Source organism: Brevibacillus brevis (assembly GCF_001039275.2).
GTDB classification, from domain to species: Bacteria; Bacillota; Bacilli; order Brevibacillales; family Brevibacillaceae; genus Brevibacillus; species Brevibacillus brevis_C.
The window spans coordinates 2,053,499-2,076,569 of record NZ_CP030117.1 but is presented as its reverse complement, the minus strand read 5'-3'; the positions used below and the strand labels follow the sequence as shown (position 1 = coordinate 2,076,569).

Sequence of the window (23,071 nt, the reverse complement as noted above, 5' to 3'; positions counted from 1 at the left end):
AAGAAGAAAGGCTAATTCCCTTGTAGAATCAGCGTTTTCGAGGTCAATTACTGGCACTCATAAGAGATTGCGCTGATTGTCGATACATGATAGAGTTAGCAGGAGCAATCCAGTGAGAGGAAGAGTCATTTCTTATGTGCGGAATCGTATCACTCTATAACAAGCGGCAAAAGCCTGTTCAACAAGAAGCGATTAGTGCAATGACGGGTGTCATCCTGCACCGTGGTCCAGATGACGATGGTTTTCACCTTGAAGACAACATCGCCCTGGGCTTTCGTCGTTTAAGCATCATTGACGTGGAAGGCGGGCATCAACCGCTGTTTAACGAAACACGTGACATCTGGATTATTGGTAACGGTGAAATCTACAATTACAAAGAGTTACAGCAATGGTTAAAGGACATCGGTCACGTTTTCCATACCGATTCTGATATTGAAACCATCCTACACCTTTATGAAGAGGTAGGAACAGATGCACCTAAGCATTTGCGCGGGATGTTTGGCTTTACGATCTACGACTCCCGTAAAAAACGTCTGTTTGGGGCACGCGACCATTTTGGAATCAAGCCTCTCTACTATGTCGAGACGAATGATTCGATCGGGGTTGCCAGCGAGATTAAAAGCTTGCTGGAGCTGCCAGGATTCAAGCGTGAAGTGAATCCAACCGCTTTTTATCACTATTTGACGTTCCAATATGTACCTGATCCTGAAACGATGTTTGCTGGTATTTACCGTATACCGCCTGCACACTCGTTCGTGGTTGAAAACGACCAGATCAAGCTCGAAAGGTACTGGGATGTAGAATTCAAGCCCGATGAAAGCAAGCCGTTCTCTTATTTTGTTGAGGGTACACGCAGTGTCATGCTCGAATCTGTCGACAAACACCGGATTAGTGAAGTTTCACGTGGAGCCTTCTTGTCCAGTGGCGTTGATTCTAGCAGTATCGTTGGGATGCTGCGTACATTCGAGCCAGTCAAATCTTTTTCTGTCGGCTCGGATATTCCTGGTTACAGCGAGCTCGATTATGCGAAGCGAACCGCCGCGTATTTGGGATCAGAGCATTTCGAGCGCGTAATAAACGCCAAGCAGTACATGGATGAATTGCCGCGACTGATCTGGCATCAGGACGAACCGGTAGCAGACCCATCTGCCATCCTGCTCTATTTTGTAGCACAGATGGCGAGTGAGCATGTAACCGTCGTATTGTCCGGTGAAGGTGCAGATGAATTTTTTGGCGGATACAATATTTACAGAGAGCCTCATTCTCTCAAAATGTTTTCCGGGATGCCTGGCTGGATGCGCCAATCCATCGGATACATGGCTGAACGCCTCCCCGATCAGGTAAAAGGGAAAAACTTCCTCATCCGCGGATCGAAAACGGTTGAGCAACGCTTCTTCGGAAACGCACTGATTTTCAGTGAAGAGATGAAAAAGCGTGTCGTCATGGAAGATATAACTCGTTCGGAATCGTATGTATCTCCTTTCACCATTACAGAAGAGATTTACAAACGCGCTTCCGAATATGACGATGTGACCAAGATGCAATACTTGGACATTCACACTTGGCTCAGAGGTAACATTTTAATGAAGGCTGACAAGATGACGATGGCCAATTCTTTGGAGTTGCGAGTGCCTTTCATTGATCTGAAGGTATTTGAATTCGCCGCTACCATTCCAACGAAGTACAAAATTGCCAACGGCACGACCAAGCACGTGCTTCGTGAAGCAATGAAAGACTTCTTACCACCTGAGATCCAAACGAGAAAGAAGCTGGGCTTCCCTGTTCCGACTCGTCATTGGCTCAAAAACGAATTTTACAAATGGGCAAAAGAGATCATTTTCGAATCCAAGGTGGATAATTTGATCAATAAGGCCTATGTGCTGTACATGCTCGATGAACACCGCGAAGGCAATGCGGATTACAGTCGCAAAATCTGGACGATCCTGGTCTTCATGCTGTGGCATCAAATCTTCATTGAGCAAAAGCACAATTTTGAGCCTTATGTCAGCCCGAATGTAGACCTTCGCCGCAAAAAAAATTCGTTGCAGCATATCGGCTAACAGCGAAAACGTAATAAATAGATTTGCAGACCCTCTCTTACTTTTCGTAGCATCGTTTATAGAGAACAAGTTCACTCTATGAACGTTTTGCTATGTAAAGGACGGAGGGTTTTTTGTTATGGTGCTGGAATGGTGGGAGCGTTATCGTCGTTACATCTTGCTGACTGCGGCTCTTCTGTTTGTCGGTTGTAGCTATTGGTTATATCAACGTGACCAATCGTATAAGACTGACGAACTACCGTTGCATTCTCCTGCATATGCTGCATCGAATGTTGAAACAAAAGAAGGGACAGATGATTCAGCAGCTACTCAACCTGCCAAGCCTGTAAAAGCGACACCGGAAAAGGATAAAGAAAAGGAACCACTCCCCGCTCCTCTTTATGTCGATGTGAAAGGGCAAGTGAAAAATCCCGGTTTATATCAATTCGAACCAGGTGCGCGTGTCGCAAATGCCCTCGAAAAAGCAGGCGGAGCACTGCCTGATGCTGACCTTGTCCAGATCAATTTGGCAGCGCCGCTCACAGATGGAGCTGCTCTTGTCATCCCGGCTAAAGGGGCAGCCCCGCCAGTCACCGCAACCATTGGCCTCGTACAATCTGCTTCTGCTGCTAGCGTATCCACCACTGGTGCCTCCACAGCCATTAATCTCAACACGGCAACTGTCGAAGAGCTCATGAGCCTTCCCGGGATTGGTGAAGCTCGTGCCAAGGCAATCATAGATTATCGGTCAAAACAAGGGCCATTTCGTTCTGCGGATGACTTGAAACAGATTGAGGGAATTGGCGAGAAGATGTTTGCACGGATAAAGGATCGACTGGTGGTACCATGAGTGTTCAGCATCCGGTCATGATCATAGGCACTCCTACATAGAATGAGAAAAGAATATTGGAGGGAGGTATGCCCATGAATAGAATCGGGTTCATTGGTACGGGCAGCATGGGCAGTATCTTGATTGAATCATTGCTGTCAGCCAAGGCGCTGACCCCTGGTCATGTCATTATTAGCAACAGAACCCTTTCGAAGGCGCAGCAACTGGCAGAAAAACATCCCGGGCTCATTGTCGCGCACAGCAATGCCGATTTGGTCAAAGAAGCTACAACGATCGTGCTGTGCGTCAAGCCGCTGGAATATAGCGTGATGCTGGAACAAATTACTCCTGCCTTAACGCCAGACCACCTGTTGATTACGATCACCAGTCCGATCAAGCTTGCGGATTTGGAGTCTCACGTTCCTTGTGCGGTTGCAAGAGTCGTTCCTTCTATAACAAATGCCGTAATGAGTGGTGTCAGCTTATGTGAATTCGGATCACGAATCCAAGAGGAACAACGTCAATTTATACGAAGTCTGTTTGCGCACATTAGCTCCCCTGTTGAGATTTCGGAGCCTTTTTTACGAATTACTTCTGACATTGTCAGTTGTGGGCCAGCATTTATCAGCTATATTTTGCAGCAAATGATTCAAGAAGCTGTTGAAGAAACAAGCATTTCCACAGAAGCTGCTACTTACATGACCACGCAAATGTTAATTGGAATGGCAGATCTTTTACGCGAAGAAGCATTCACCCTCCCTACTCTGCAAAAGAGAGTCTGCGTGCCCGGAGGAATTACCGGGGAAGGTCTGATTCCTTTGCAAGACGGTATTCCCGGTCTTTTCGCCCAAGTATTTCGTCGCACACAAGCAAAGTTTGCCGAGGACCAGGAACTGGTTGCACGAAATTTGAGCAATCAGCCGCATTAGCGCAAGACGAAGATGCGTTGACTTACGAAAAAAGGAGTGGATACCTGTCACTCACAGGCTCCACTCCTCTTCTCATTTCTTGCCGTCTTTTCTTAACGAATGACAATATTCACCAGTTTACCTGGAACAGCGATGACTTTGACGATCGTTTTTCCTTCGATCAGCTCTTTAATCATCTCGTTGTTCTTCGCCATCTCTTCCATCTGTTCTTTCGTCGAATCAGAAGCGATGAGCAGCTTTTCTTTGTTTTTGCCGTTAATTTGCAGGACGATTTCTACCTCGTCTTCAACCAGCTTCGCTTCGTCATACGTTGGCCATGCTGCATATGCCAGGCTCTCTCTGTGACCCAGTTTTTCCCACAGCTCTTCACCCAAGTGCGGAGCGATTGGAGACAGCATTTTTACAAAGTCCTCCATGAATTTCTTCGGCAGAACTTCTGCTTTGTACGCTTCGTTTACGAATACCATCAACTGAGAGATACCTGTATTGAAACGCAGGCCCTCATAGTCTTCTGTTACTTTTTTCACCGTTTGGTGGTACACGCGCTCCATGCCAGCCACGTTGGAGGTATCCACGATTTTTTCGTTCAGCTCACCGTTGTCGCCCACAAACAGACGATATACGCGATCCAGGAAGCGGCGTGCGCCATCCAAGCCTTTTGTCGACCAAGCGATCGAAGCATCCAGTGGTCCCATAAACATTTCGTACATACGCAGTGTATCGGCACCATGACTGTTGATGATATCGTCTGGGTTTACGACGTTGCCTTTGGACTTACTCATTTTCTCGTTGTTTTCACCCAGAATCATTCCTTGGTTAAACAGCTTTTGGAATGGTTCCTTGGTTGGTACGACACCGATATCGTACAGGAACTTGTGCCAGAAACGAGAGTAGAGCAAGTGCAGCACCGCATGCTCTGCACCACCAATGTAAATGTCGATAGGCAGCCATTCTTTCAGTTTGTCTGGATCAGCCAATGCCTTGTCATTGTGTGGATCGATGAAGCGCAGGAAGTACCAGCAGCTACCCGCCCATTGTGGCATCGTGTTGGTCTCACGACGTGCTTTCATACCTGTTTCCGGATCGATAGTGTTTACCCACTCCGCGATGTTTGCCAATGGCGATTCACCTGTACCGGATGGTTTGATTTCTTTTGTTTTCGGCAATACGATTGGCAGTTCGGATTCTGGAACGACTTTCATCGTGCCGTCTTCCAGATGGAGAATCGGAATTGGTTCACCCCAGTAGCGTTGACGGCTAAACAGCCAGTCGCGCAGACGGTACGTTACTTTGCGATTTCCTTTGCCTTCCGCTTCCAGCCACTCGATCATTTTGCTGATAGCCTCTTCTTTGTTCAAACCATCGAGCATGCCGGAGTTGATGTGCTCTCCGTCGCCTGCATACGCTTCTTTGGAGATATCTCCGCCAGCGATTACTTGCTTGATTGGCAGATCGAATGTTTTCGCGAACTCATAGTCGCGTTCATCGTGAGCTGGAACCGCCATAATGGAGCCTGTTCCGTAGCTGATCAGCACGTAATCCGCAATCCAGATTGGCAGACGCTCGCCGTTAACCGGGTTGATTGCATACGCTCCGGTAAATACTCCTGTCTTTTCTTTCGCCAGATCGGTACGCTCCAGATCGCTCTTGCGCTTTGCTTGATCCAGGTATGCTTCCACTGCTTCTTTTTGAGCTGGTACAGTAATTTGCTCAACCAGCTTGTGCTCAGGAGCCAGCACAGCATAAGTTGCTCCGTAGAGCGTGTCTGGACGAGTCGTAAAGACGGTAAAGGATTCGTCATGACCTTCGATACCAAAGGTTACTTCTGCCCCTTCAGAACGACCGATCCAATTGCGTTGCATTTCCTTGATGCTCTCTGGCCAATCCAGTTCATCCAGGTCAGCGATCAGTCTTTCCGCATACGCAGTAATTTTCAAGACCCATTGCTTCATTGGGCGGCGTTCTACTGGGTGTCCGCCGCGCTCACTTTTTCCGTCAATAACTTCTTCGTTCGCCAAAACTGTTCCCAAAGCAGGGCACCAGTTTACAGCTACCTCGTCAATGTAAGCCAAACCGTGCTCATACAGCTTCGTAAAAATCCATTGTGTCCACTTGTAGTAATTCTGATCGGTCGTATTGATTTCACGATCCCAATCGTAGGAAAATCCGAGTGACTTAATTTGGCGGCGGAAGGTGTTGATATTGTGCTCGGTGAATTCTGCCGGATCGTTTCCTGTATCGAGCGCGTATTGCTCCGCTGGCAAACCAAACGCATCCCAACCCATTGGGTGGAGAACGTTGTAACCTTGCATCCGCTTCATGCGGGATAATATATCAGTAGCCGTATAACCTTCCGGATGTCCTACGTGTAGGCCAGCTCCAGATGGATACGGGAACATGTCGAGTGCATAAAACTTTTTCTTACCTTCATCCTCGGAGGTTTTGAAGGTCTTGTTCTGCTCCCAATATTGCTGCCACTTCTTTTCGACATTTTGATGACTGAATACCATGGTAAAGCACTCCCATCTTAAAATAGGTGAAAACAAAAAACCTCACATCCCAGATCGCTATTGCGAAAGGGACGAGAGGTTGTTTACATTCCCGCGGTACCACCCAGATTGGCAAATGACAAGCATTCACCCACTTGTTTCATCCGTATCGGGGATTAGCCGCTCACCCTTACACAGTCATTGCTTAAATGACCTTGGGGGCAAGTGCTGGGAGGTGAGTTCAGATAGATCCGGGTTGACTTGCACCATCCGTCAACTCTCTGTGAATGCTCGAATCCTATTCCTACTATTCCTCTTAAACGCGTCGAAATCTGTAGTTATAACGCCATTATAGTCAATCCGAACCAATCATGTCAAACTTTTCGGCTTGCGGGCTGAAAAAAATAGGCGCTCACTCGCTTCTTGTGGCGGCATATCCGAGTAATCAGCGGTGATGACAATGTCTGTGAAGCCAGCATCTGTCAGCCAGCGCATCAGTTGGACAGGCTGGTAAGCCCGTTGCCAATGCTCTTCTTCCATCCGCTCGTACAATCCGTTTGGCTGACGAATGAAAAACGTTAGCTGATGCTCTACCTCCAGTCGCAGCGGGTCGCAAAAACATTGCCAAATGTACGAAACTTCATCTTCTACATGTGTGAACGTCTCGTCTCCGAAGATGTGCAGCATCTTGTACGGACTGTGCACATCAAACAGAAAACTCCCACCAGGGGCGAGATGAGCGAAAACGCGCTTGAACGTTTCCTGCACATCCGCTTCCTCTGTAAGATAGCTCAAGGAATCACACAAAGAGATGACCGCATCGGCTTCGGGCAAGGACAGCTCCCGCATATCCTGCTCCACCCACACTACTTCTACTTGTTCCTGCCTCATTTTGTCATAGGCGATTGCAAGCATTTCTGTTGAGAGATCCACTCCAGTAACACGGTATCCCCGCTTGGCGAGTGGGATCGCAATCGTACCAGTCCCACAGCCAAGATCAATGACCCGCACAGGCTTCTCTCCCTTTGTCCATTGACGCTCAACCCAATCGAGCCACAGGTCATAAGGAGTATCCGCCATCAGCCTGTCATATACAGCGGCCATATGTGCGTATGCCATCTGTCCTTACCCTTGCGCGCTGAAGGAAACTTCCTCTGCGTCCTTCCACAGGCGCTCCAGGTTGTAAAACTCGCGATCTTCGCGATGGAAAACGTGAATGACGATATCGCCCAGATCAACCAGTACCCAGCGACCTTCATCCGCTCCCTCGATACCGCGGACGTCAAAGCCGTTTTTGTGGGCTTGGTCACGGATTTCGCGAACAATTGCCTGTACTTGACGCTCGTTGTTTCCGTGGCAAATCATGAAATAGTCTGCGATCACGGACAGCTTTTTAATATCGAGCACCTTCAAGTTCTCTGCTTTCTTGTCCTCTGCCGCCTTCACAACCAACTGGGCCAAATCTTCTACTGTTTTAACCATTAAAACCCTCCTTCTCTCCCTTTGCGGGAAACCAAATCGTTATATGCCGTCAATGTCAGCGGAAAAACCGTCTTTTGCTTCTCTATCAAAAATTGAATTGTACCTCCCAAGGCGAGTGCCAGGGCGGCATCCAAATCATGCATGGCTTTGGCGCGAATAAAATCGACACCAGGGTAAACCCGGTTTGGTTCTATATAGTCTGCCACACAGACGACTTTTTCTAACAGGGACATGCCAGCCCGACCCGTTGTATGGTAGCGAACAGCTTGTAAAATATCTGCATCCGTTACATCAAGGTCAGTCTGGATCACAATGGCTGCTGCAAAGGCGTGCCACAGCTCTTTTTCCCCTTCCAAAAGTTCTGTAGGCATATCGTGACGAACGAGAATCTCGAACATTTTTTCCACAGGCCAGCACTTACAGTAATCGTGCAACAGTCCAGCAAGCTCGGCTTTGTCAGGATCAGCCCCGAACCTCTCTGCCAGCTCGCGAGCCGACGCAGCCACCCCGAGCGTGTGATTGTAGCGTTTTTCATGCATTTGTTGCCGTACGCGAACGAGAAGCTCTTCCCGATTATCCAAAAGTCTCATAGATTCGGTTCTCCTTTATATAGCGCTCCACGGCATCAGGTACAAGATAACGGATGCTTTTCCTGGCAGCTGCCTTCTCGCGAATCATCGTGGAGGAAATGTCCCAAACAGGCATCTCCACAAATGTGACGTCCTCGCTCGATTTCAGGTCCAGTTCGGTTCCCGGCCTCGCTAGACCTATAAAGCGTACCATATGAATCAGCTCTTGGTACTGGTACCATTTGGGCAAGATTTTTACCATATCTCCTCCCATGATAAAGGAAAACCGGCAATCCGGGAACTGCCTGATGAGCTGAACCATCGTATCATAGGTGTACGATGGACCTTCTCTTGCGAACTCCACATCTGTTGCACGAAACACCTCGTGATCAGACACGGCGAGCTGAACCATTTGCAAGCGATGTTGCGCCAGCGTCAGACTCTCTCTCTTTTTATGCGGTGGAACATGTGTAGGCATAAACCAGACTTCATCCAGACCCGCTTGCTCTCTGGCTTGTTCAGCCGCCAGCAAGTGCCCGCAATGAATCGGGTCAAACGTTCCTCCCATGATCCCTACTTGCTTGATTGGCTGTCTCATCGCATGCAGGTCAATTATGGCAGCTTGATCGTCTTGTTCTCCCGGGACTCTTTGTACAAGACAACCGTATGGCCAATCAACTGCACAAGCTCTGCTCCAGCACCTGCTGCCAGATCTTCTGCCACTTGATGTTTATCGTCATTATTGTTTTGCAAAATCGCTACCTTGATCAATTCACGTACTTCCAACGCTTCTTTGATCTGCGTAATCATGTTTTCGTTTACGCCGCCTTTTCCTACTTGGAAAATGGGGGTGAGATGATGTGCTTCTGCGCGCAAAAAGCGCTTTTGCTTGCCGGTCAACATCGGCAATGCCTCCTTTTACATCCTGCCTATCAGGTTGTTTTCTTTAATTGTTGCAAGACGACCTCACGCATAACCCCAGTTGGTGCTCGTTCGCCCGTCCACAGCTCGAAAGCCAGTGCACCTTGATTCACGAACATGCCGATTCCGGAATGAACAGTAGCACCAATGGCACGCGCTTCTTTGAGCAGACGCGTTTCGAGCGGGTTATAAATCAGATCGCTAACGGTTAAATCAGAATGAAGCCACTCTGCTGGCACAGGTGTCTCCTGTACGTTTGGCAGCATTCCGATCGATGTCGTATTAATCAACAGCGAAGAATCTGTGATAGCATCTGCCCCTTCGCCCTGTTCTACGATTTTCGTAGGTACAATCGTCCCGACATGCTCAGCCAATACTGCGGCTCTTTCCCGGGAACGATTGATGATGCGAATTTCCTTGACTCCTTGTTCAGCCAAGGTAAACGCCACTGCACGAGCAGCGCCTCCAGCCCCTACCATGGTGACCACTTGCTTTTCAAGAACGATTCCCGTCTCTTCCACAAGCGAACGAACATAGCCCATGCCATCTGTGTTGTAGCCAATCAAGCGTCCATCACGAGAAACGACGGTATTGACAGCCCCGATTCGTTTGGCAAGCGGATCGATTTCATCCAGCATCGGCATGATAGCGACTTTGTGGGGGATCGTGACGTTAATCCCTTTCAAGCCTAAGGCGCGAATACCTGCGACGGCATCTTCCAGATTTTCCGGTTCAACATCGAACGCAGCATAGGCAAACCCCAACCCGGTCTCTGAAAAAGCTGTATTGTGCATCATCGGTGATTGCGAGTGGGAAACTGGATGTCCAAACAGGCCAACCAGTTGTGTTTTGCTTGTAATCATGGAGCTTTTCCTCCCCGGACGTCTCTCTATAGCATATGGCAAGGGCAAGGCTAACTCGACTTTTCTTGCTTAAGCTAGATCAGCCCTTTGCGCATCCCAACACTAACGCCTTTAGGTGCATGCACGACAACACTCGCTTCGTGTTTTCCTTGGATGCTGACCCAGCCCAAACCGGAAATCACGATGTCAGTCGTCGTGGTGGACTTGTTGATTTTAAAGGTGTGCTTCACAAATGGTGGAAGAGCTTTCGCAGCTTCCTCCCCTGTTGGGGGTACCAGCAGGGTTCCATGGTGCTTTTGCATCACCTCGTCTGCTTTCTCCAGCTTCGTCCGGTGGATGTACAGGTCGTTGTCGGCATAGATGATGAACGGCTGTCTCTCTCCGCGTACGAAGTCGATACGGGCTAAACCACCCAAAAAGAGTGATTGTCCATCATCGAGCTGATACACCTTGGAGTTGATCCGGCTGGTTGGGGTAATCTTTCTCAGATCAGTCGGGGATACCATATGTCCAATCTGATCGCGATTAATGATTCCCGGCGTATCAAAAATGGAGCGGCCATCCTCGAGCGGAATCTCGATTTTGTCCAGTGTCGTACCAGGGAATGGCGAAGTCGTAATCTCAAGCTCAGCCGCACCGTAGTCATGCAAGATGCGGTTGATCATGGTCGACTTTCCTACGTTGGTCACACCGACAATGTAAACATCTCGACCTTTGCGCAGCTCTCCAATGCGATTCAACAGTTCATCGATATGAAGTCCTTTTTGCGCGCTGATGAGTACGACATCCTCTGGGCGCAGTCCGCGTTCTTTTGCTTCGTGCTGCATCCAGTTGCGCACGCGGTTCAGGTTGATGTTTCTCGGCAGCAGATCGACCTTGTTACCCACGAGCAAAATCGGATTTTTCCCGACAAAACGTGGCAAACCCTTGAGCCAAGAGCCTTGGAAGTCAAAAATATCGACTACCATTACGACAAGAGACTCCGTAGAACCGATGCCATCCAAAATCTTGAGGAAATCGTCATCGCCCATTCCTACGGGAGCTACTTCATTATAATGCTTGATGCGATAACAGCGCTGGCAAATGACTACCTTTCTGCCAAGCGCGGATTCAGGTGCATAGCCAGGCTTTTTTGCATCTGCTGTCTGAATGGCAATCCCACATCCAGCACAAGAGCCATGCATTTGTTCCGTCATGCTTTTCTCCTCCACGAAACCATTCCTTTCCTCTCCATCCAAATAAGGGCCACACGCTCCATCTGACGATTAAAGCGCGTCCAAAAACCATCCGTCTGGGCTACAGGAACAACCAGGATCGTATGAAATCCTAATCGATTTCCTCCCAGCACATCGGTAAACAATTGATCGCCAATGACAACAGTCTCAGCGATGGTTACATTCATCTGCCGCACTGCCTGCAAAAAAGCACGGTTTGTCGGCTTTTTGGCCGCATAAATAAACCCGAGATTTAAGGGGGCACAGAAGCGGTCTACACGCTCCTTGTTGTTGTTGGAGACAACAGTGACCTGTATGCCTGCCTCATGCATGCGAGCAAGCCAGTTGATGACCTCCTCGGTTGCATGTGGCCTGTCCCATTCCACCAAGGTATTATCCAAGTCTGTAATCACCGCACGGATGTTATTTCGTTTCAATTGATCTATGTCAATGTGATGGATTGATTCGACGAACTGACTAGGCATCAGCTTCTCTAAAAACACGGGGCACCTCCAAATGATGTGAAGCAATCAACCGCGATTTCGGCACCTACTATACCATAATCGACCACTTAGTTGCAAAACAAAAAGCATGATCACCACTTGCATTGCTCTGTCATCCTGTGTAAAATAGCGTTACAAAGAAAACTATTTTTGTTTTTACAGTTTTCTATTCCGTTGTTTTGGCTGGGGGTCGATTGCAATTAAAAACCGGATCATGAAAGGTTTTATTGAAGAGATTCGCGATAAAGGCATGAAATTTTCCATGGATGACTTGGCGAAGCGGCTCGGGATCAGCAAACGCACGTTATACGAGCACTTCTCATCCAAGGTAGAAATTCTGGAAACAATCATTCAGCAGTCCTTTGAAGAGGGCGATGAAAAAACACAGCAAATTCTCGCAGACGACAGTCTCTCTCTTATCGATAAAATCAAAGGCGTCATGATGGTTTTACCGACACACTATGAATTTTATGATTTGCGCATCCTCGAACAGATGAAGCGATATTATCCTGAGCAATATGCCCAGGTCGAGGCTTCTTTATCCGAGGATTGGCAGACACTTCGCGTACTCATCGAACAGGGGATTCGAGAAGGACAAATCGTCAATATGAACGTTACACTCATGTTGAAGGTGATTGTCGATGCCCTTAATTCCACACTTGATCTGCGCTTTTACACGAAAAACCAGATTACAGTCTCAGAGGCGCTTTCCGCCATCGTAGATGTCCTCTTGTTCGGACTGGTACCAGCGGATAAAAGGTAACATTGACTCGTGGTCATTCCACTAACTTTGGAAAGACCACGATATCGCTATTTGCAAGAAAACCGATAAAACAAAAATAGTTTTTATAGTAAAGAGGTGTTCCATCATGTCCATTTTTACACAAATGACCAAACAACAACGAATAGGACTCTTGTTTGTCATTCTGATCCTTTTCATCGACATGCTGCTATACAGCTTGTTGATTCCGATTGTTCCTTATTTTACGGAAATGCTTGCGCCCTCCTCCACCATGATGGGCGTACTGTTTAGCAGCTATGCCGTCGCGATGCTCATTGCCACCCCTATTTTCGGGCCGATATCCGATCGGATCGGCAGACGGACCATGCTTTTGATCGGCTTGCTCGGTCTCGCCGCGTCCACGTTATTGTTTGCTTTCGCTGAGACAATGGCTTTGCTGATTACCGCTCGTTTTGTTCAAGGTATTGCTGCTGCGGCTACATGGCCAACTGCCCTTGCCCTCTTGGCGGATTTGTTCCCATCCAAAATGCGCGGAGCTGTTATGGGAATTGCATTGACGGCGATTTCGACCGGTACATTGCTTGGAGCGCCGATTGGCGGATGGTTGTTTGAAATCAGTGACCATCGTATGCCTTTCCTGGCAGCAGCAGCCTTTACCGTGATCAACATTGTGCTGGTCTACTTGTTCTTGAAGGAAGACACGACGAGAACTGTCAGTGAAAAGCTTCATGTCGGTGGATTCATCCGGAATCCACAAGTCATCTTTATCGCTGGAATCGTATTGCTGGCTGAGATTTCCCTTTGTTTGCTGGAACCGACGTTGCCCGTATTTTTTACAGAGAAACTCAGCATGACACCGACAACGATTGGTCTTTTGTTTGGGGTCATGACACTCGCATACGGACTGATCGCGCCAGTTGCCGGCTCCCTTTCCAGCCGCATGAATCCGTATAAGCTCATGTTTGGCGGAATTATTACGCTGGCTGTGTTTCTGCCACTTTTGGCGTGGGCGGACTCCCTCTGGCAGGCAATGCTCGCAATGGCCTTGGTTGGGGCTAGTATTGGTTTTACCTTATCGCCAACCTTGAGTACGTTGGGGGCCATCATTGACCAAGGAGGAAGCGGCGCATACGGCACGGCGTACTCTCTCTTTAATATGTTTCACGGAATCGGAATGGTTGCAGGCCCGCTCGCAGGGGGAATTTTGACGGATTTACTACCTGTGTCCTCTGCCCTCCTAATCGTGGCAGCGTCCATCCTTGGCTTTGGCATTTTACTTTTTGTCCAATTAAAAGCAAGCAAATCCGCCCGTCTTTACACGAATGAAAGCGAGATGAAATTGTGAGTTTGTCTATTCGTGAAATTACGAAAGAAAATTGGCGCCACATTGCCTGCTTGACTGTAACGGAAGGTCAACAGGCCTTCATCGAGAGCAACGCTTTTTCCATCGCCCAATCGGGTTTTGAACCGGAATGGATATCATGCGGTCTGTATGACAAGGACATCGCTGTCGGTTATGCCATGCACGGAATAGAAATAGAGAATGGCCGAATTTGGCTGGATCGCTTTATGCTTGATGGTCACCATCAGGGTAAGGGGTACGCCAAAAAGTTTCTGCACATGCTCGTTGAAGAAATGTACAGACGCTACAGTTGTACGCGCATTTACTTGAGCATTCATCCCGAAAACGAGTTCGCTCGCAAGCTGTATGAGTCTTTCGGCTTTACCTCAAATGGCGAAATGGATGGACCGGAGGAAGTGATGGTCCTCGACCTGACAAATGAATAGAACAGGCACCTCCTAGTCGGTACTGACGAAGGGGGTGCCTCTTTTTGTCGCTATCGTTGACTTTTACGTGCTTCCATCAGTCGCTTGACCTTCTCTGTCGGAGTCCAGCATTGGAAGCGATAGTCCGGACGCGTCTCATAAGTTAAACGAGAACATCGATAGCTGACTCCTCCCGTACCTTTCTCCACGCGAAAATGAATACAGGTCGCACAGCAATGAAAGGCATTCTCTGTCTCCACCGTTCTCCCCCCTTACTTCCCCAGCTTCCACGAAAACATCGAGAGCTGTTCGTATCTCTCCCCTTGCTGCTCGGCAAAATTCGAAAAGCCTACGCCCACCAATCGAACGCCCGCTGTATAGTCAAAGGCGTCGAGCAAATCGTCCAACAGCTCCTGCCAGTTGGCTCCAGTCACAGCCTTGTGTTGCTTGGTCCGCTGGGTAAAGTCCGCATACTTGATTTTGAGCGTTATCGTCTGGGGCTCGACTCCTTCTTCGCGGATGTCCTCTTCGACCTCACGCAAGAGGGAGGTGGCAATCGGAGCAATCGCATCCCTGTCAAACAAATCAAAGGGCAGTGTCGTTTCACGGCTCAATGATTTCGGCGCGCGATCCATCTCGATTTCGCGATTGTCTTCTCCTCTCGCCCGGTAATAGAGGGAACGACCAAACTTCCCAAATAATGTAGTGGCTTCATCGAGTGAAAGCCTCCAAAAATCCTCTACCGTCTCAATCCCCTTTTTCGCGAGCAACTCTTGCGACTTTTTGCCAACTCCATGCAAGGTGCCAATTGGCAACGACCGCAGCACATCCAAAGCTTGCTCAGGTCGGATGATTACAAAAGCATCCGGCTTTTTCAAATCACTGGCAATCTTAGCCAACGACATATTGTAGGAAAGCCCGATGCTGCAAGTAAGTCCGGTCTCCCGTTTGATTCGCCTCTTAATATCGCGGGCGATGGGTACCGCATTCTCATAATGGGACACGTCTAAATAAGCCTCGTCTAGACCCACTGTTTGATAACTCTCTGTATAAGAAGTAAATATCTGTCTGACCTCAGCAGATTTTTCGATATAACGGCTATAGCGTACAGGCAAATAAAAGCCTTGCGGACATTTTTTCCTCGCCATGGCGACAGGCATTGCAGAGCGAACACCATATTTTCGAGCCTCGTAGCTACAGGTAGATACGACACCACGATTGCCAGTTCCCCCGACAATGACCGGCTTCCCCCGCAATTCGGGGCGATCTAACTGCTCTACACTCGCAAAAAATGCGTCAATATCCAAGTGAAGAATTTTTTTCATAGGGATACCCACCAAACATACATTCTCATTTCTATTATCCCTGTTTTGTTCCATTGACGCAAGCGAGAACGTCCTAGACTTGGCTTTCCAGTACCTGTAGCAGCTCTGATACTGGTGGATTCCCTTTTTTGGCGTAGATGATATTTCCGTTTTTGCCTATCATGTACACGATGCGTTGCTGGAAAAACAGTCCAAGAACCTTGCCGACATCATATGCTTTTCGAATCGATTCGTCTTCATCCACGATTAGTGGAAATTCATAACGGAACTTATCAGCAAACGAGCGCTTCTTGACCATACCACCGGGATTGACGCCAAATACGACTGTGTTTGCTTGTTCGATTTTGGTGTAGTGATCCTGAACCGCACATAGCTGCTTCGTGCAAATCGGGGTATCATCTCCCGGATAGAAAATGAGGACGATATTTTCTTTGCCGATGTGATCCTTAAGATCAATGGTCCCTTTTGTGCTCTCCGCCGTAAAGACGGGAGCCGAGTCTCCGACCTTTAACATTTCTCTCACCTCTATGCTTAGTTTACTGGGGCTAGCGGAAATTTCATTTTCCCATCCCGATATGTTCTGAACGGATCGTCCTCCTCTCCCATAATCCATACCTTTTCTCCCCATACATGTACAGTTTCAGCATATTGAAATTTTTGTCCATCATGCTCAACTTCAAGCTGCATTTCAAGAAAGGCGGTATGCCCATCTTCGTATCTAATCTTTTTGATCTCATAATCGTTAAGTTTGTAATGATGAGCTTTTAAGAAAGCGATCTTTTTCATGTATAATTCTTTCGCTTCCTGGTCACTTAACGTCGTGCCATCAGTTGGATGCTTACCCTCCGCAACATCATAAAGAAAAAGGGTGTGGAATGCTTTTTCATAGTCTTCGTCGATAAGCGCTTGATAATAGTTTGCGGTTATCATTTTGATTTCGCGTTCAGCAAAATACTCTGCGAAGAGGAACCTTGGAAAAACGAGTAGAAAAAGCAAAATAACAACAATTATTTTCTTCAAAAACTCACCTCACGAAAATCCATTCTCTTACGTGAAGTTCGATTCTGCCTGTCATTTATCCTTGTTTCACCACGCTAACACTGACCCCCCCTTATATCCGCTGCGATACGCGAGGCTCTACCATCGCAGAGTCTTCCTGCATGCAAAAAACCGCTCTAGGCAATCCCAGAACGGTTTCTCACATTTCTATTCTAGTTAGTCGCTTGCAGCTTCAACTGCTTTATCCGGGCAACAAATGCCTCGGCAATCTTCAACATGTCGTCGTCGTGTGCCCACATCCGCTCTGGATGCCACTGTACGCCTACATGTAGCCCGTCGAGGCTTTCTATCGCCTCAATCACACCGTCAGCCGCGCATCCTGTGACTTTGAAGCCCGGTGCTATGTCTTTGACTGCTTGGTGGTGAGAAGTGTTCACGAGCACCTCTGTCTTTCCAAGAGCATCCGCTACAAAGCCAGGTTGCAGCGTAATCTTGTGTGCCCCGTATTGCCGTGAACCCTTCTGCGCATGCTGTAACGCTCCTGGTACTTGGCTTGGGATATCTTGAATGAGGGTGCCGCCACACGCCACATTCAATATTTGCATCCCGCGGCAAATGCCCAGTATTGGCTTTTTCAGCTCCAGCGCAATCTTGATAATCTCAAGCTCCGTGATGTCTCTTTCGTAATTGATATCGCCCAGCCCTTGTAGCGGATCTTCGCCGTACAAATGCGGCGCAGGATCTTCACCACCGGACAGTATCAAGCCGTCCAGCGACTCGATCATCTCACGAAACGGAGCATCCTGAATCGTCAGCAGTGGCAAGATCAGTGGAGTACCGCCACTGCGCGCAATTCCGTTCACATAGCCTGAACCTACATAGAAAAACTGGTCGAGATCGTTCTTCGGAAAATACATTTTCGTACATGCCACACCAATGATCGGACGCACACCAGTCACTCCCTTATAGACTCATGATTACTTTTGATTGGAAGCGTACTTGAAGTCGATGAACCCGAGTGCATCTACTACCACATCTTTTACGCTATCCTGCTTCACCCATGCGTAGGTGAAATAGTAGATTGGCAACGCAGGCATTTCATCCATGACGATTTGTTCAGCTTTCTTGAGGATTTCCTTGCGCTTCGCTACATCCCCTTCTTTGGCAGACTGTGCGAGCAAATCGAGGAACTCCTTGTTTTCCCATTTGGATGTATTCAGTCCCCCCTTGAAGACTTCCAGGAAGTTGATCGGATCGTTGAAATCGCCAATCCAGCTACCACGACCGATGGTGAAGTTTCCTTGCTTCATGTCCTCACGGTGAACCTTGTTCTCTTTGTTTACCAGTTTGACTTCGATGCCAAATGCTTTGCGCCATTGATCCTGAATGACTGTCGCAATACGCGAATTGACCTCTGACGTATTGTATGCAATCGTGATCGGTGGCAACTCTTTGATCCCCGCTTCTTTCATGCCTTCTGCCAAGAGCTTCTTCGCGGTCTCTACATCGCCGTCTTTGATATAGCCCTCTGGTGTGAGTGCCATGGTTGGCGGGAGAATTCCCGTCGCTGGCGTGCTCTTGTATGGTACGACATTATCGGAGATTTCCTGACGATTGACTGCCGTAGCAAATGCCTGACGAATCTTTTTGTTGTCAAACGGCTTTTGCGTCGTATTGAAAATGTACCAGTACGTACCCGCTGTCGCTTGAGCTTGCATCTTTCCGGATTCCTTCAGAGCATCCAGCGCATCCAGTGGCAAATCGCCCAGTGGTGAGCCTGCCCAATCCAGATCACCTTTCTCAAACATCGATAGCTCCGTATTGGCATCCTCGATCATGTTTAAGGTCAGCTTGGATAATTTGACAGCGTCCTTATCCCAGTAAGAATCGCTCTTTTCGAATTCGATCTTTGATTTGTGCTCCCAATTTTTCAAGCTAAATGGCCCGTTTGTAATGTACGTCTCTGGCTTCGAAGCCCATTCTTTGTTTCCCTCAACCGCTTTTTTATTGACCGGGAAATAGGTGACAGATGCAACCAATTCCGGGAAAAACGGTGCCGGGTTTTCCAGCGTAACAACCAGTGTCTTGTCGTCTGTTGCCTTCACGCCGACATCTTCGGCTTTTGCCTTGTTGGCGTTAAAGGCTTGCCCATTTTTCAAATAGTACATCTGGTACGCGTAACCGGAAGCGGTTTTCGGGTCGAGAACCCGTTTCCATGCATACTCGAAGTCATGAGCGGTAACCGGATCTCCATTGGTCCATTTGGACTCCCGCAGATGGAAGGTGTACGTGAGACCATCAGCGGAAACCTCGTATTTCTCTGCGACCGCCTCTTTCAGCTCGCCTTTTTCATTCAAGCGCAGGAGGCCATCAAATGCTGCACGGGCAACAGACATCGAAGGGATATCTTCTGCCAGTCCAGGGTCGATCGTGCTTGGCTCACCAGAATTCAGGTTGACCTGCATCGTTTGGGGGGCGCTACTCTGCTCCTGCTTTGCACCTGTCGTCTCCCCCGTGGTGCTTGCTTGTGGTGTTCCACAACCTGCGAATGCTAAACTGGTTAACAGAACAGCACAAAATGATAATTTCTTCCACTTATGCAACAGCAAAACCCCCATCTTAGGAATAATTCTTCTTGATTGTTAGGAGCATGACTAAATAATATTATCTTGAGAAAATTTTGTCTACATCGAAACAAAAGGAGATGGGTCTACATGTTATCCAGTCTTTTTGCCCAAATATCCAGCCTGATCAAGGACGCTTGCGGGGAATGGGGAATCTTTTTCGAAGATTTGCGTACCGGTGAAACATTATCCATCAACGAAGATCAACGCTTCTACGCAGCCAGTGTGATCAAAGTCCCGATCATGACAGCTGTTTTTGCAGAGGCGTACGCAGGCAAGTTTGCCTTAGAGGACAAGATCAAGCTGCGTAAAGAGGATCTCGTTGGCGGTGCAGGTGTTCTTCAGCATATGACTCCCGGCACTGAATTTACGATTCGTGACCTGGTTACCCTGATGATCATCCAAAGTGACAATACGGCGACGAACATGATGATTGATCTCGTCGGAACAGAGAGCATTCGCAACGCGATGCAAAAAACAGAAATGACAAACAGTCACTTCTACAACAAGCTCATGGTCGTCCCAGCCGAATTGGAAGGTTACAATGAGGTGACGGCAAAAGACATGGGAAGCCACCTCCGATATTTGGCAACAGGAAAAGTGATCTCCTACGACAGTTGTTTGAAAATGGTCGCCATCTTGAAGACTCAGCAGCACCGTGACCGCATCCCCTTCCTCTTGCCTGACCCGGACGGTGATGTGATCGGGATGATTCCGAAATGGGAATTCGCCAACAAGACTGGCTCTGTGACCAAAATCACGCATGATGTCGGCATCCTCTACATCGGTTCTCATGCTGTTACCTTGTCCATTTTAAACAAGGGACTCGAGCAAAAGGATGCTGCCGAAGTCATGGCGCAAATCGGTCATCTCGTTTATCACGTATATTGTCAGAAAGCGTAATCCATGTGGCCTGCCATCTCCATTGGCGGGCTTTTTTCTTTAAAACGTTGAATGAGAAAAAACAAGCAGGCATTCCTTTCGTCAAGGAACACCCGCTCGTCATCGAATTATTCTTTTTCCAAAATCAGCTTGGCAACGTTCATCGCGCTAGAGAAAGACAGCTCAGACAGTTGGCCTTGGCCTTCACACCAGTCACCCGCGAAGAACAGGTTGCGGTAATCCGGCATGAAAATCGGCATTGGCTTCTGATTCATGGTCCACTTGATCTCCTGTACGACTGCACGAGCAGAAACGCGCGGCACAACCAGTTGCTCACGCCAGCCTGGGAAATGCTTGTCATACAGGTTTTCAATCTCTTGTTTGCGGATTTCTGCCGCTTCCTTGTTCCCTACTTCATCCTGACGCATGTAAGCAGTCGCCTGCAACAACTGCCCGCCTTCAGGTACACAAGTACGGTCATAATACGAAATATCGGTAATGAAAATATTGTTTGCTTTTTCGTAGATGTAGGAGAACGGTACGTCAATTCGCTCTTTCAAGCCAATGTCATACACCATAACAACCGTTGGCTCGTATTCAGCATGCTGTGCAACCGCATGTTCCAGGCGCGTCTCCGCAAAGACCTTCGCCATCTCCTTCGGCGGAATACAGCAAATAAATTCATCCGCCGTAAATTCGCCCTCCGGTGTCACCACTCCAACCACACGATCATTCTCTACTTGGAACTTTTCTACTTTGGTTTTGATCAGAATCGTACCCTGGTTTGCTTCAATCACACGCACGAATTCATTGATCAATGCTTGCCAGCCGCCACCGATATACGCTACCGGTTTATTCGTTGTAAACAAACGGCTGTAGTAAGAAAAGAAAACGTCAGAAGGAATCTTTTCAGGCTCACGTGTGAAGAAGTTGGAAGAGGCAAGCGTCAACATCATTTCTCGCACTTCTTCGTTGACTTGCTTTTTCTCCATCCACTTTTGAATCGACATATGTGGATGGCCTTTCTCCATTTTTAGCATCGTTTTCAAAATCTCAAACGTGAACAATACTTTGTCCATACCTTTTAAGAGCTTCGTTTGGAAAAGTCCTTGTACATTCGCTGGAACTGCAGTCAGATCGCTACCAATATCGTACTTGGCTTTTGTCGGATTGAAATCCTGCCAATCGATGTTCAGACCCAATTCTTTTTCAAACGTTCTCAAAACGGAGCTGTCGCGAGCATAAATGGCGTGGGCACCGAAGTTGAAGTTAAACCCTTTGATCTTCAGTGTAACGGCACGTCCACCCAATTGACCGCGTTCCAAAACTGCAACTTTTTTGCCTTTCGACGACAGGTAGGCGGCACTGGAAAGACCAGCTAGTCCCCCACCTACAATAACAACGTCATAGTGATTGGTTGTCATACACAATCTCCCCTACGCACTAGCGATGTTGAATACATAAGCTAAACCCTATCCTAGTCTAAGGGATGGATAAGGTGGAAGTCAACTATTATTGAACTGTGTCTATTTTTATACTGACTTATACCAATATTTACCTAATGAACCAACTTGTTGACCGCTCTTCTTGAAGCAGTATGCCCCGCTATTCACTGTATATCCAGCCAACGAAAACACGTCAAAAAAAGCCCTCTATCGCAGTAATCTGCTTGATAGAGGGCTCTTGCGCAACTGGAAGCAGTGAACTATTCGTTTCGGCGAGTCATTTGCTGCCAAACGGTACCACTAGCCGCCTCGCCGCTTTCAATGCGCTGCACGGCCATCTGAACCTGCAAGCTGACCTCAAACTCAGGATCGTTCTGTGCGGTACGCAAAGCGTCCAAGGCCGTTTCATCCCCCACCTCAAACAAGTAGCGAGCAGCACGCCAGCGTACCAGCTTGTTTTTATCCTTCAACGCTTCACACATCGGTAGAATCGCGCGCGTGTCCCCCAAGTCGGACAAGGTATCGCCTGCTGTGCGTCGTACAGAGACGGAATCATCGCGGAGCGCTTCAAACAGCAGCGGGAAAACGTCGTCGCCGCCAATCATGCCGAGATACACAACCGCAAGCCTGCGAATCGACGGTTTGCTATCACGAAGCGCTTTTTCCAAAACAGGCAAATCCTCTTCAGTAGGCTCCATTCGATCCAGCGCTTCATATCTTTTTTGCCAATCTGGATCATCGAGCATCTCCAGGGTAACGACTTTCTTTTCACGCACGACTGGCTCTGGGGTTTCCCCGGGACCAAGCGCCATGGCCTGTTCCACGATTTCTTCCACACGGCTCTCTGGATAGGAGGCATCGACTTCCAATGCGACCTCCTCGCCAATCTCGCGCAAATCGCCATAGCGCACGCCATGCTCGACCCATTTTCGTTCCATAATGAGGTTCGGCGACGCAGAGCCTGCACGCACGGCTGCCTGTCCAAAACGCTCTGGTAGCGCTGCACGAATCTGCTCCGTTCCCATGGTCACCTTGACCTGCATCGGTACCCCACGGAACATTTGAATGTACACTTGCGCCTCTCCGAATGCCCCCGCTTCCTCCGCAGACATGTCAGGAACAGCCGCTCCTGCACCTGCTTGCAAAACCTCGCGCGCGACAGTCAAAATACGCTGCCAATCTGCATTGGACTTTCGCTCCAGCGCGAGAAAATCTGCCGTATGAAAAATGGAGGTAACCCCATCGATCTCCAAAAGCTTGTTCATGAGTTCTGGTGCTTTACTCGCATCTTTCTTTGTATAGACATGTTGGACCCCATCCGGCAAACGCTCGTCTACATTCAGCTTCATGACGTTTGGACTCGGCGTCGGTTCGATGGACAACAGTTTCATAGTGAGTCACTCCTTAATTATGCATGTTCAAAAAGTCACGAATACCTCGTGATCAAAA

The 23,071-nt window shown here is 48.2% G+C and carries 24 protein-coding genes; 7 read left to right on the top strand and 17 right to left on the bottom strand.

Going from position 1 to position 23,071, the window contains the following annotated elements; translation table 11 throughout:
- Positions 1-134 precede the first annotated feature (134 nt).
- The 3 genes from asnB (at position 135) to comER (ending at position 3,797) form a co-directional block, all read left to right on the top strand.
- The gene (gene asnB / locus AB432_RS10535) at positions 135-2,060 is read left to right on the top strand and encodes an asparagine synthase (glutamine-hydrolyzing) (RefSeq protein ID WP_048032242.1); all 1,926 of its coding nucleotides are present in this window, start codon (positions 135-137) and stop codon (positions 2,058-2,060) included.
- Positions 2,061-2,178: 118 nt separating this feature from the next.
- On the top strand, positions 2,179-2,889 hold the full coding sequence (locus AB432_RS31400; RefSeq protein ID WP_048032241.1) for a helix-hairpin-helix domain-containing protein: 711 nt from the start codon (positions 2,179-2,181) through the stop codon (positions 2,887-2,889).
- Between the two features lie 74 nt (positions 2,890-2,963).
- A complete protein-coding gene (comER, locus tag AB432_RS10525) occupies positions 2,964-3,797 on the top strand; it encodes a late competence protein ComER (RefSeq protein ID WP_048032240.1) in 834 nt (277 codons plus the stop codon).
- Between the two features lie 92 nt (positions 3,798-3,889).
- On the opposite strand, the gene leuS is transcribed toward comER, so the two are convergent.
- The 9 genes from leuS to AB432_RS10480 form a co-directional block, all read right to left on the bottom strand.
- On the bottom strand, positions 3,890-6,307 hold the full coding sequence (leuS, locus tag AB432_RS10520) for a leucine--tRNA ligase (RefSeq protein WP_048032239.1): 2,418 nt from the start codon (positions 6,305-6,307) through the stop codon (positions 3,890-3,892).
- A 348-nt stretch (positions 6,308-6,655) separates the two neighbouring features.
- Positions 6,656-7,405: a class I SAM-dependent DNA methyltransferase gene (locus tag AB432_RS10515; RefSeq protein ID WP_048032238.1), complete on the bottom strand. Its 750-nt coding sequence runs from the start codon at positions 7,403-7,405 to the stop codon at positions 6,656-6,658.
- A gap of 6 nt (positions 7,406-7,411) precedes the next feature.
- On the bottom strand, positions 7,412-7,768 hold the full coding sequence (gene rsfS / locus AB432_RS10510; RefSeq protein WP_047072622.1) for a ribosome silencing factor: 357 nt from the start codon (positions 7,766-7,768) through the stop codon (positions 7,412-7,414).
- Positions 7,768-8,358, bottom strand: coding sequence for a bis(5'-nucleosyl)-tetraphosphatase (symmetrical) YqeK (gene yqeK, locus AB432_RS10505; protein WP_048032237.1), 591 nt, complete (start codon positions 8,356-8,358; stop codon positions 7,768-7,770). The genes rsfS and yqeK overlap by 1 nt, the downstream gene beginning before the upstream one ends.
- Complete coding sequence (locus AB432_RS10500) at positions 8,342-8,935, bottom strand: nicotinate-nucleotide adenylyltransferase (RefSeq protein WP_048032236.1); 594 nt, start codon at positions 8,933-8,935, stop codon at positions 8,342-8,344. Before AB432_RS10500 ends, yqeK begins: the two co-directional genes overlap by 17 nt.
- Before the next feature lie 14 nt (positions 8,936-8,949).
- The gene (yhbY, locus tag AB432_RS10495; RefSeq protein WP_007727776.1) at positions 8,950-9,240 is read right to left on the bottom strand and encodes a ribosome assembly RNA-binding protein YhbY; all 291 of its coding nucleotides are present in this window, start codon (positions 9,238-9,240) and stop codon (positions 8,950-8,952) included.
- Positions 9,241-9,269: 29 nt separating this feature from the next.
- Positions 9,270-10,121 carry a shikimate dehydrogenase gene (locus AB432_RS10490; RefSeq protein WP_048032235.1) on the bottom strand — a complete coding sequence of 284 codons (852 nt, stop codon included), beginning with the start codon at positions 10,119-10,121 and terminating at the stop codon, positions 9,270-9,272.
- A 74-nt stretch (positions 10,122-10,195) separates the two neighbouring features.
- Positions 10,196-11,317 carry a ribosome biogenesis GTPase YqeH gene (gene yqeH, locus AB432_RS10485; RefSeq protein ID WP_048032234.1) on the bottom strand — a complete coding sequence of 374 codons (1,122 nt, stop codon included), beginning with the start codon at positions 11,315-11,317 and terminating at the stop codon, positions 10,196-10,198.
- Positions 11,314-11,838 carry a YqeG family HAD IIIA-type phosphatase gene (locus tag AB432_RS10480; RefSeq protein WP_012685700.1) on the bottom strand — a complete coding sequence of 175 codons (525 nt, stop codon included), beginning with the start codon at positions 11,836-11,838 and terminating at the stop codon, positions 11,314-11,316. Before AB432_RS10480 ends, yqeH begins: the two co-directional genes overlap by 4 nt.
- A gap of 214 nt (positions 11,839-12,052) precedes the next feature.
- Between AB432_RS10480 and AB432_RS10475 the strand changes: the two genes are divergently transcribed.
- The 3 genes from AB432_RS10475 to AB432_RS10465 all read left to right on the top strand — a co-directional run bounded on the left by AB432_RS10475 (position 12,053) and on the right by AB432_RS10465 (position 14,368).
- Positions 12,053-12,601 (top strand): TetR/AcrR family transcriptional regulator, encoded by a 549-nt coding sequence (locus AB432_RS10475; protein WP_173628766.1) that lies wholly within the window; start codon positions 12,053-12,055, stop codon positions 12,599-12,601.
- A gap of 106 nt (positions 12,602-12,707) precedes the next feature.
- Entirely contained in the window at positions 12,708-13,925 is a 1,218-nt protein-coding gene (locus AB432_RS10470; RefSeq protein WP_048032232.1) for an MFS transporter, read from the top strand.
- Positions 13,922-14,368: a GNAT family N-acetyltransferase gene (locus AB432_RS10465; protein WP_048032231.1), complete on the top strand. Its 447-nt coding sequence runs from the start codon at positions 13,922-13,924 to the stop codon at positions 14,366-14,368. Before AB432_RS10470 ends, AB432_RS10465 begins: the two co-directional genes overlap by 4 nt.
- A gap of 50 nt (positions 14,369-14,418) precedes the next feature.
- On the opposite strand, the gene AB432_RS31040 is transcribed toward AB432_RS10465, so the two are convergent.
- The 6 genes from AB432_RS31040 to AB432_RS10435 all read right to left on the bottom strand — a co-directional run bounded on the left by AB432_RS31040 (position 14,419) and on the right by AB432_RS10435 (position 19,274).
- Complete coding sequence (locus AB432_RS31040) at positions 14,419-14,607, bottom strand: hypothetical protein (RefSeq protein WP_048032230.1); 189 nt, start codon at positions 14,605-14,607, stop codon at positions 14,419-14,421.
- Positions 14,608-14,619: 12 nt separating this feature from the next.
- The gene (locus AB432_RS10455) at positions 14,620-15,672 is read right to left on the bottom strand and encodes a DNA polymerase IV (RefSeq protein WP_048032229.1); all 1,053 of its coding nucleotides are present in this window, start codon (positions 15,670-15,672) and stop codon (positions 14,620-14,622) included.
- 73 nt (positions 15,673-15,745) lie between these two features.
- A complete protein-coding gene (locus tag AB432_RS10450; protein WP_048032228.1) occupies positions 15,746-16,186 on the bottom strand; it encodes a peroxiredoxin in 441 nt (146 codons plus the stop codon).
- A 17-nt stretch (positions 16,187-16,203) separates the two neighbouring features.
- Positions 16,204-16,692 (bottom strand): hypothetical protein, encoded by a 489-nt coding sequence (locus tag AB432_RS10445; protein ID WP_048032227.1) that lies wholly within the window; start codon positions 16,690-16,692, stop codon positions 16,204-16,206.
- A 191-nt stretch (positions 16,693-16,883) separates the two neighbouring features.
- Complete coding sequence (locus tag AB432_RS10440) at positions 16,884-17,621, bottom strand: gamma-glutamyl-gamma-aminobutyrate hydrolase family protein (protein ID WP_048032226.1); 738 nt, start codon at positions 17,619-17,621, stop codon at positions 16,884-16,886.
- A gap of 27 nt (positions 17,622-17,648) precedes the next feature.
- On the bottom strand, positions 17,649-19,274 hold the full coding sequence (locus AB432_RS10435; RefSeq protein WP_048035755.1) for a peptide ABC transporter substrate-binding protein: 1,626 nt from the start codon (positions 19,272-19,274) through the stop codon (positions 17,649-17,651).
- A 111-nt stretch (positions 19,275-19,385) separates the two neighbouring features.
- Here AB432_RS10435 and AB432_RS10430 point away from each other — a divergent pair, with 111 nt between their 5' ends.
- Complete coding sequence (locus AB432_RS10430; RefSeq protein WP_048032225.1) at positions 19,386-20,198, top strand: serine hydrolase; 813 nt, start codon at positions 19,386-19,388, stop codon at positions 20,196-20,198.
- Positions 20,199-20,305: 107 nt separating this feature from the next.
- On the opposite strand, the gene AB432_RS10425 is transcribed toward AB432_RS10430, so the two are convergent.
- Positions 20,306-21,601: a phytoene desaturase family protein gene (locus tag AB432_RS10425; RefSeq protein ID WP_016742568.1), complete on the bottom strand. Its 1,296-nt coding sequence runs from the start codon at positions 21,599-21,601 to the stop codon at positions 20,306-20,308.
- A 281-nt stretch (positions 21,602-21,882) separates the two neighbouring features.
- On the bottom strand, positions 21,883-23,013 hold the full coding sequence (locus AB432_RS10420; RefSeq protein WP_048032224.1) for a virulence factor: 1,131 nt from the start codon (positions 23,011-23,013) through the stop codon (positions 21,883-21,885).
- Between the last annotated feature and the right edge of the window lie 58 nt (positions 23,014-23,071).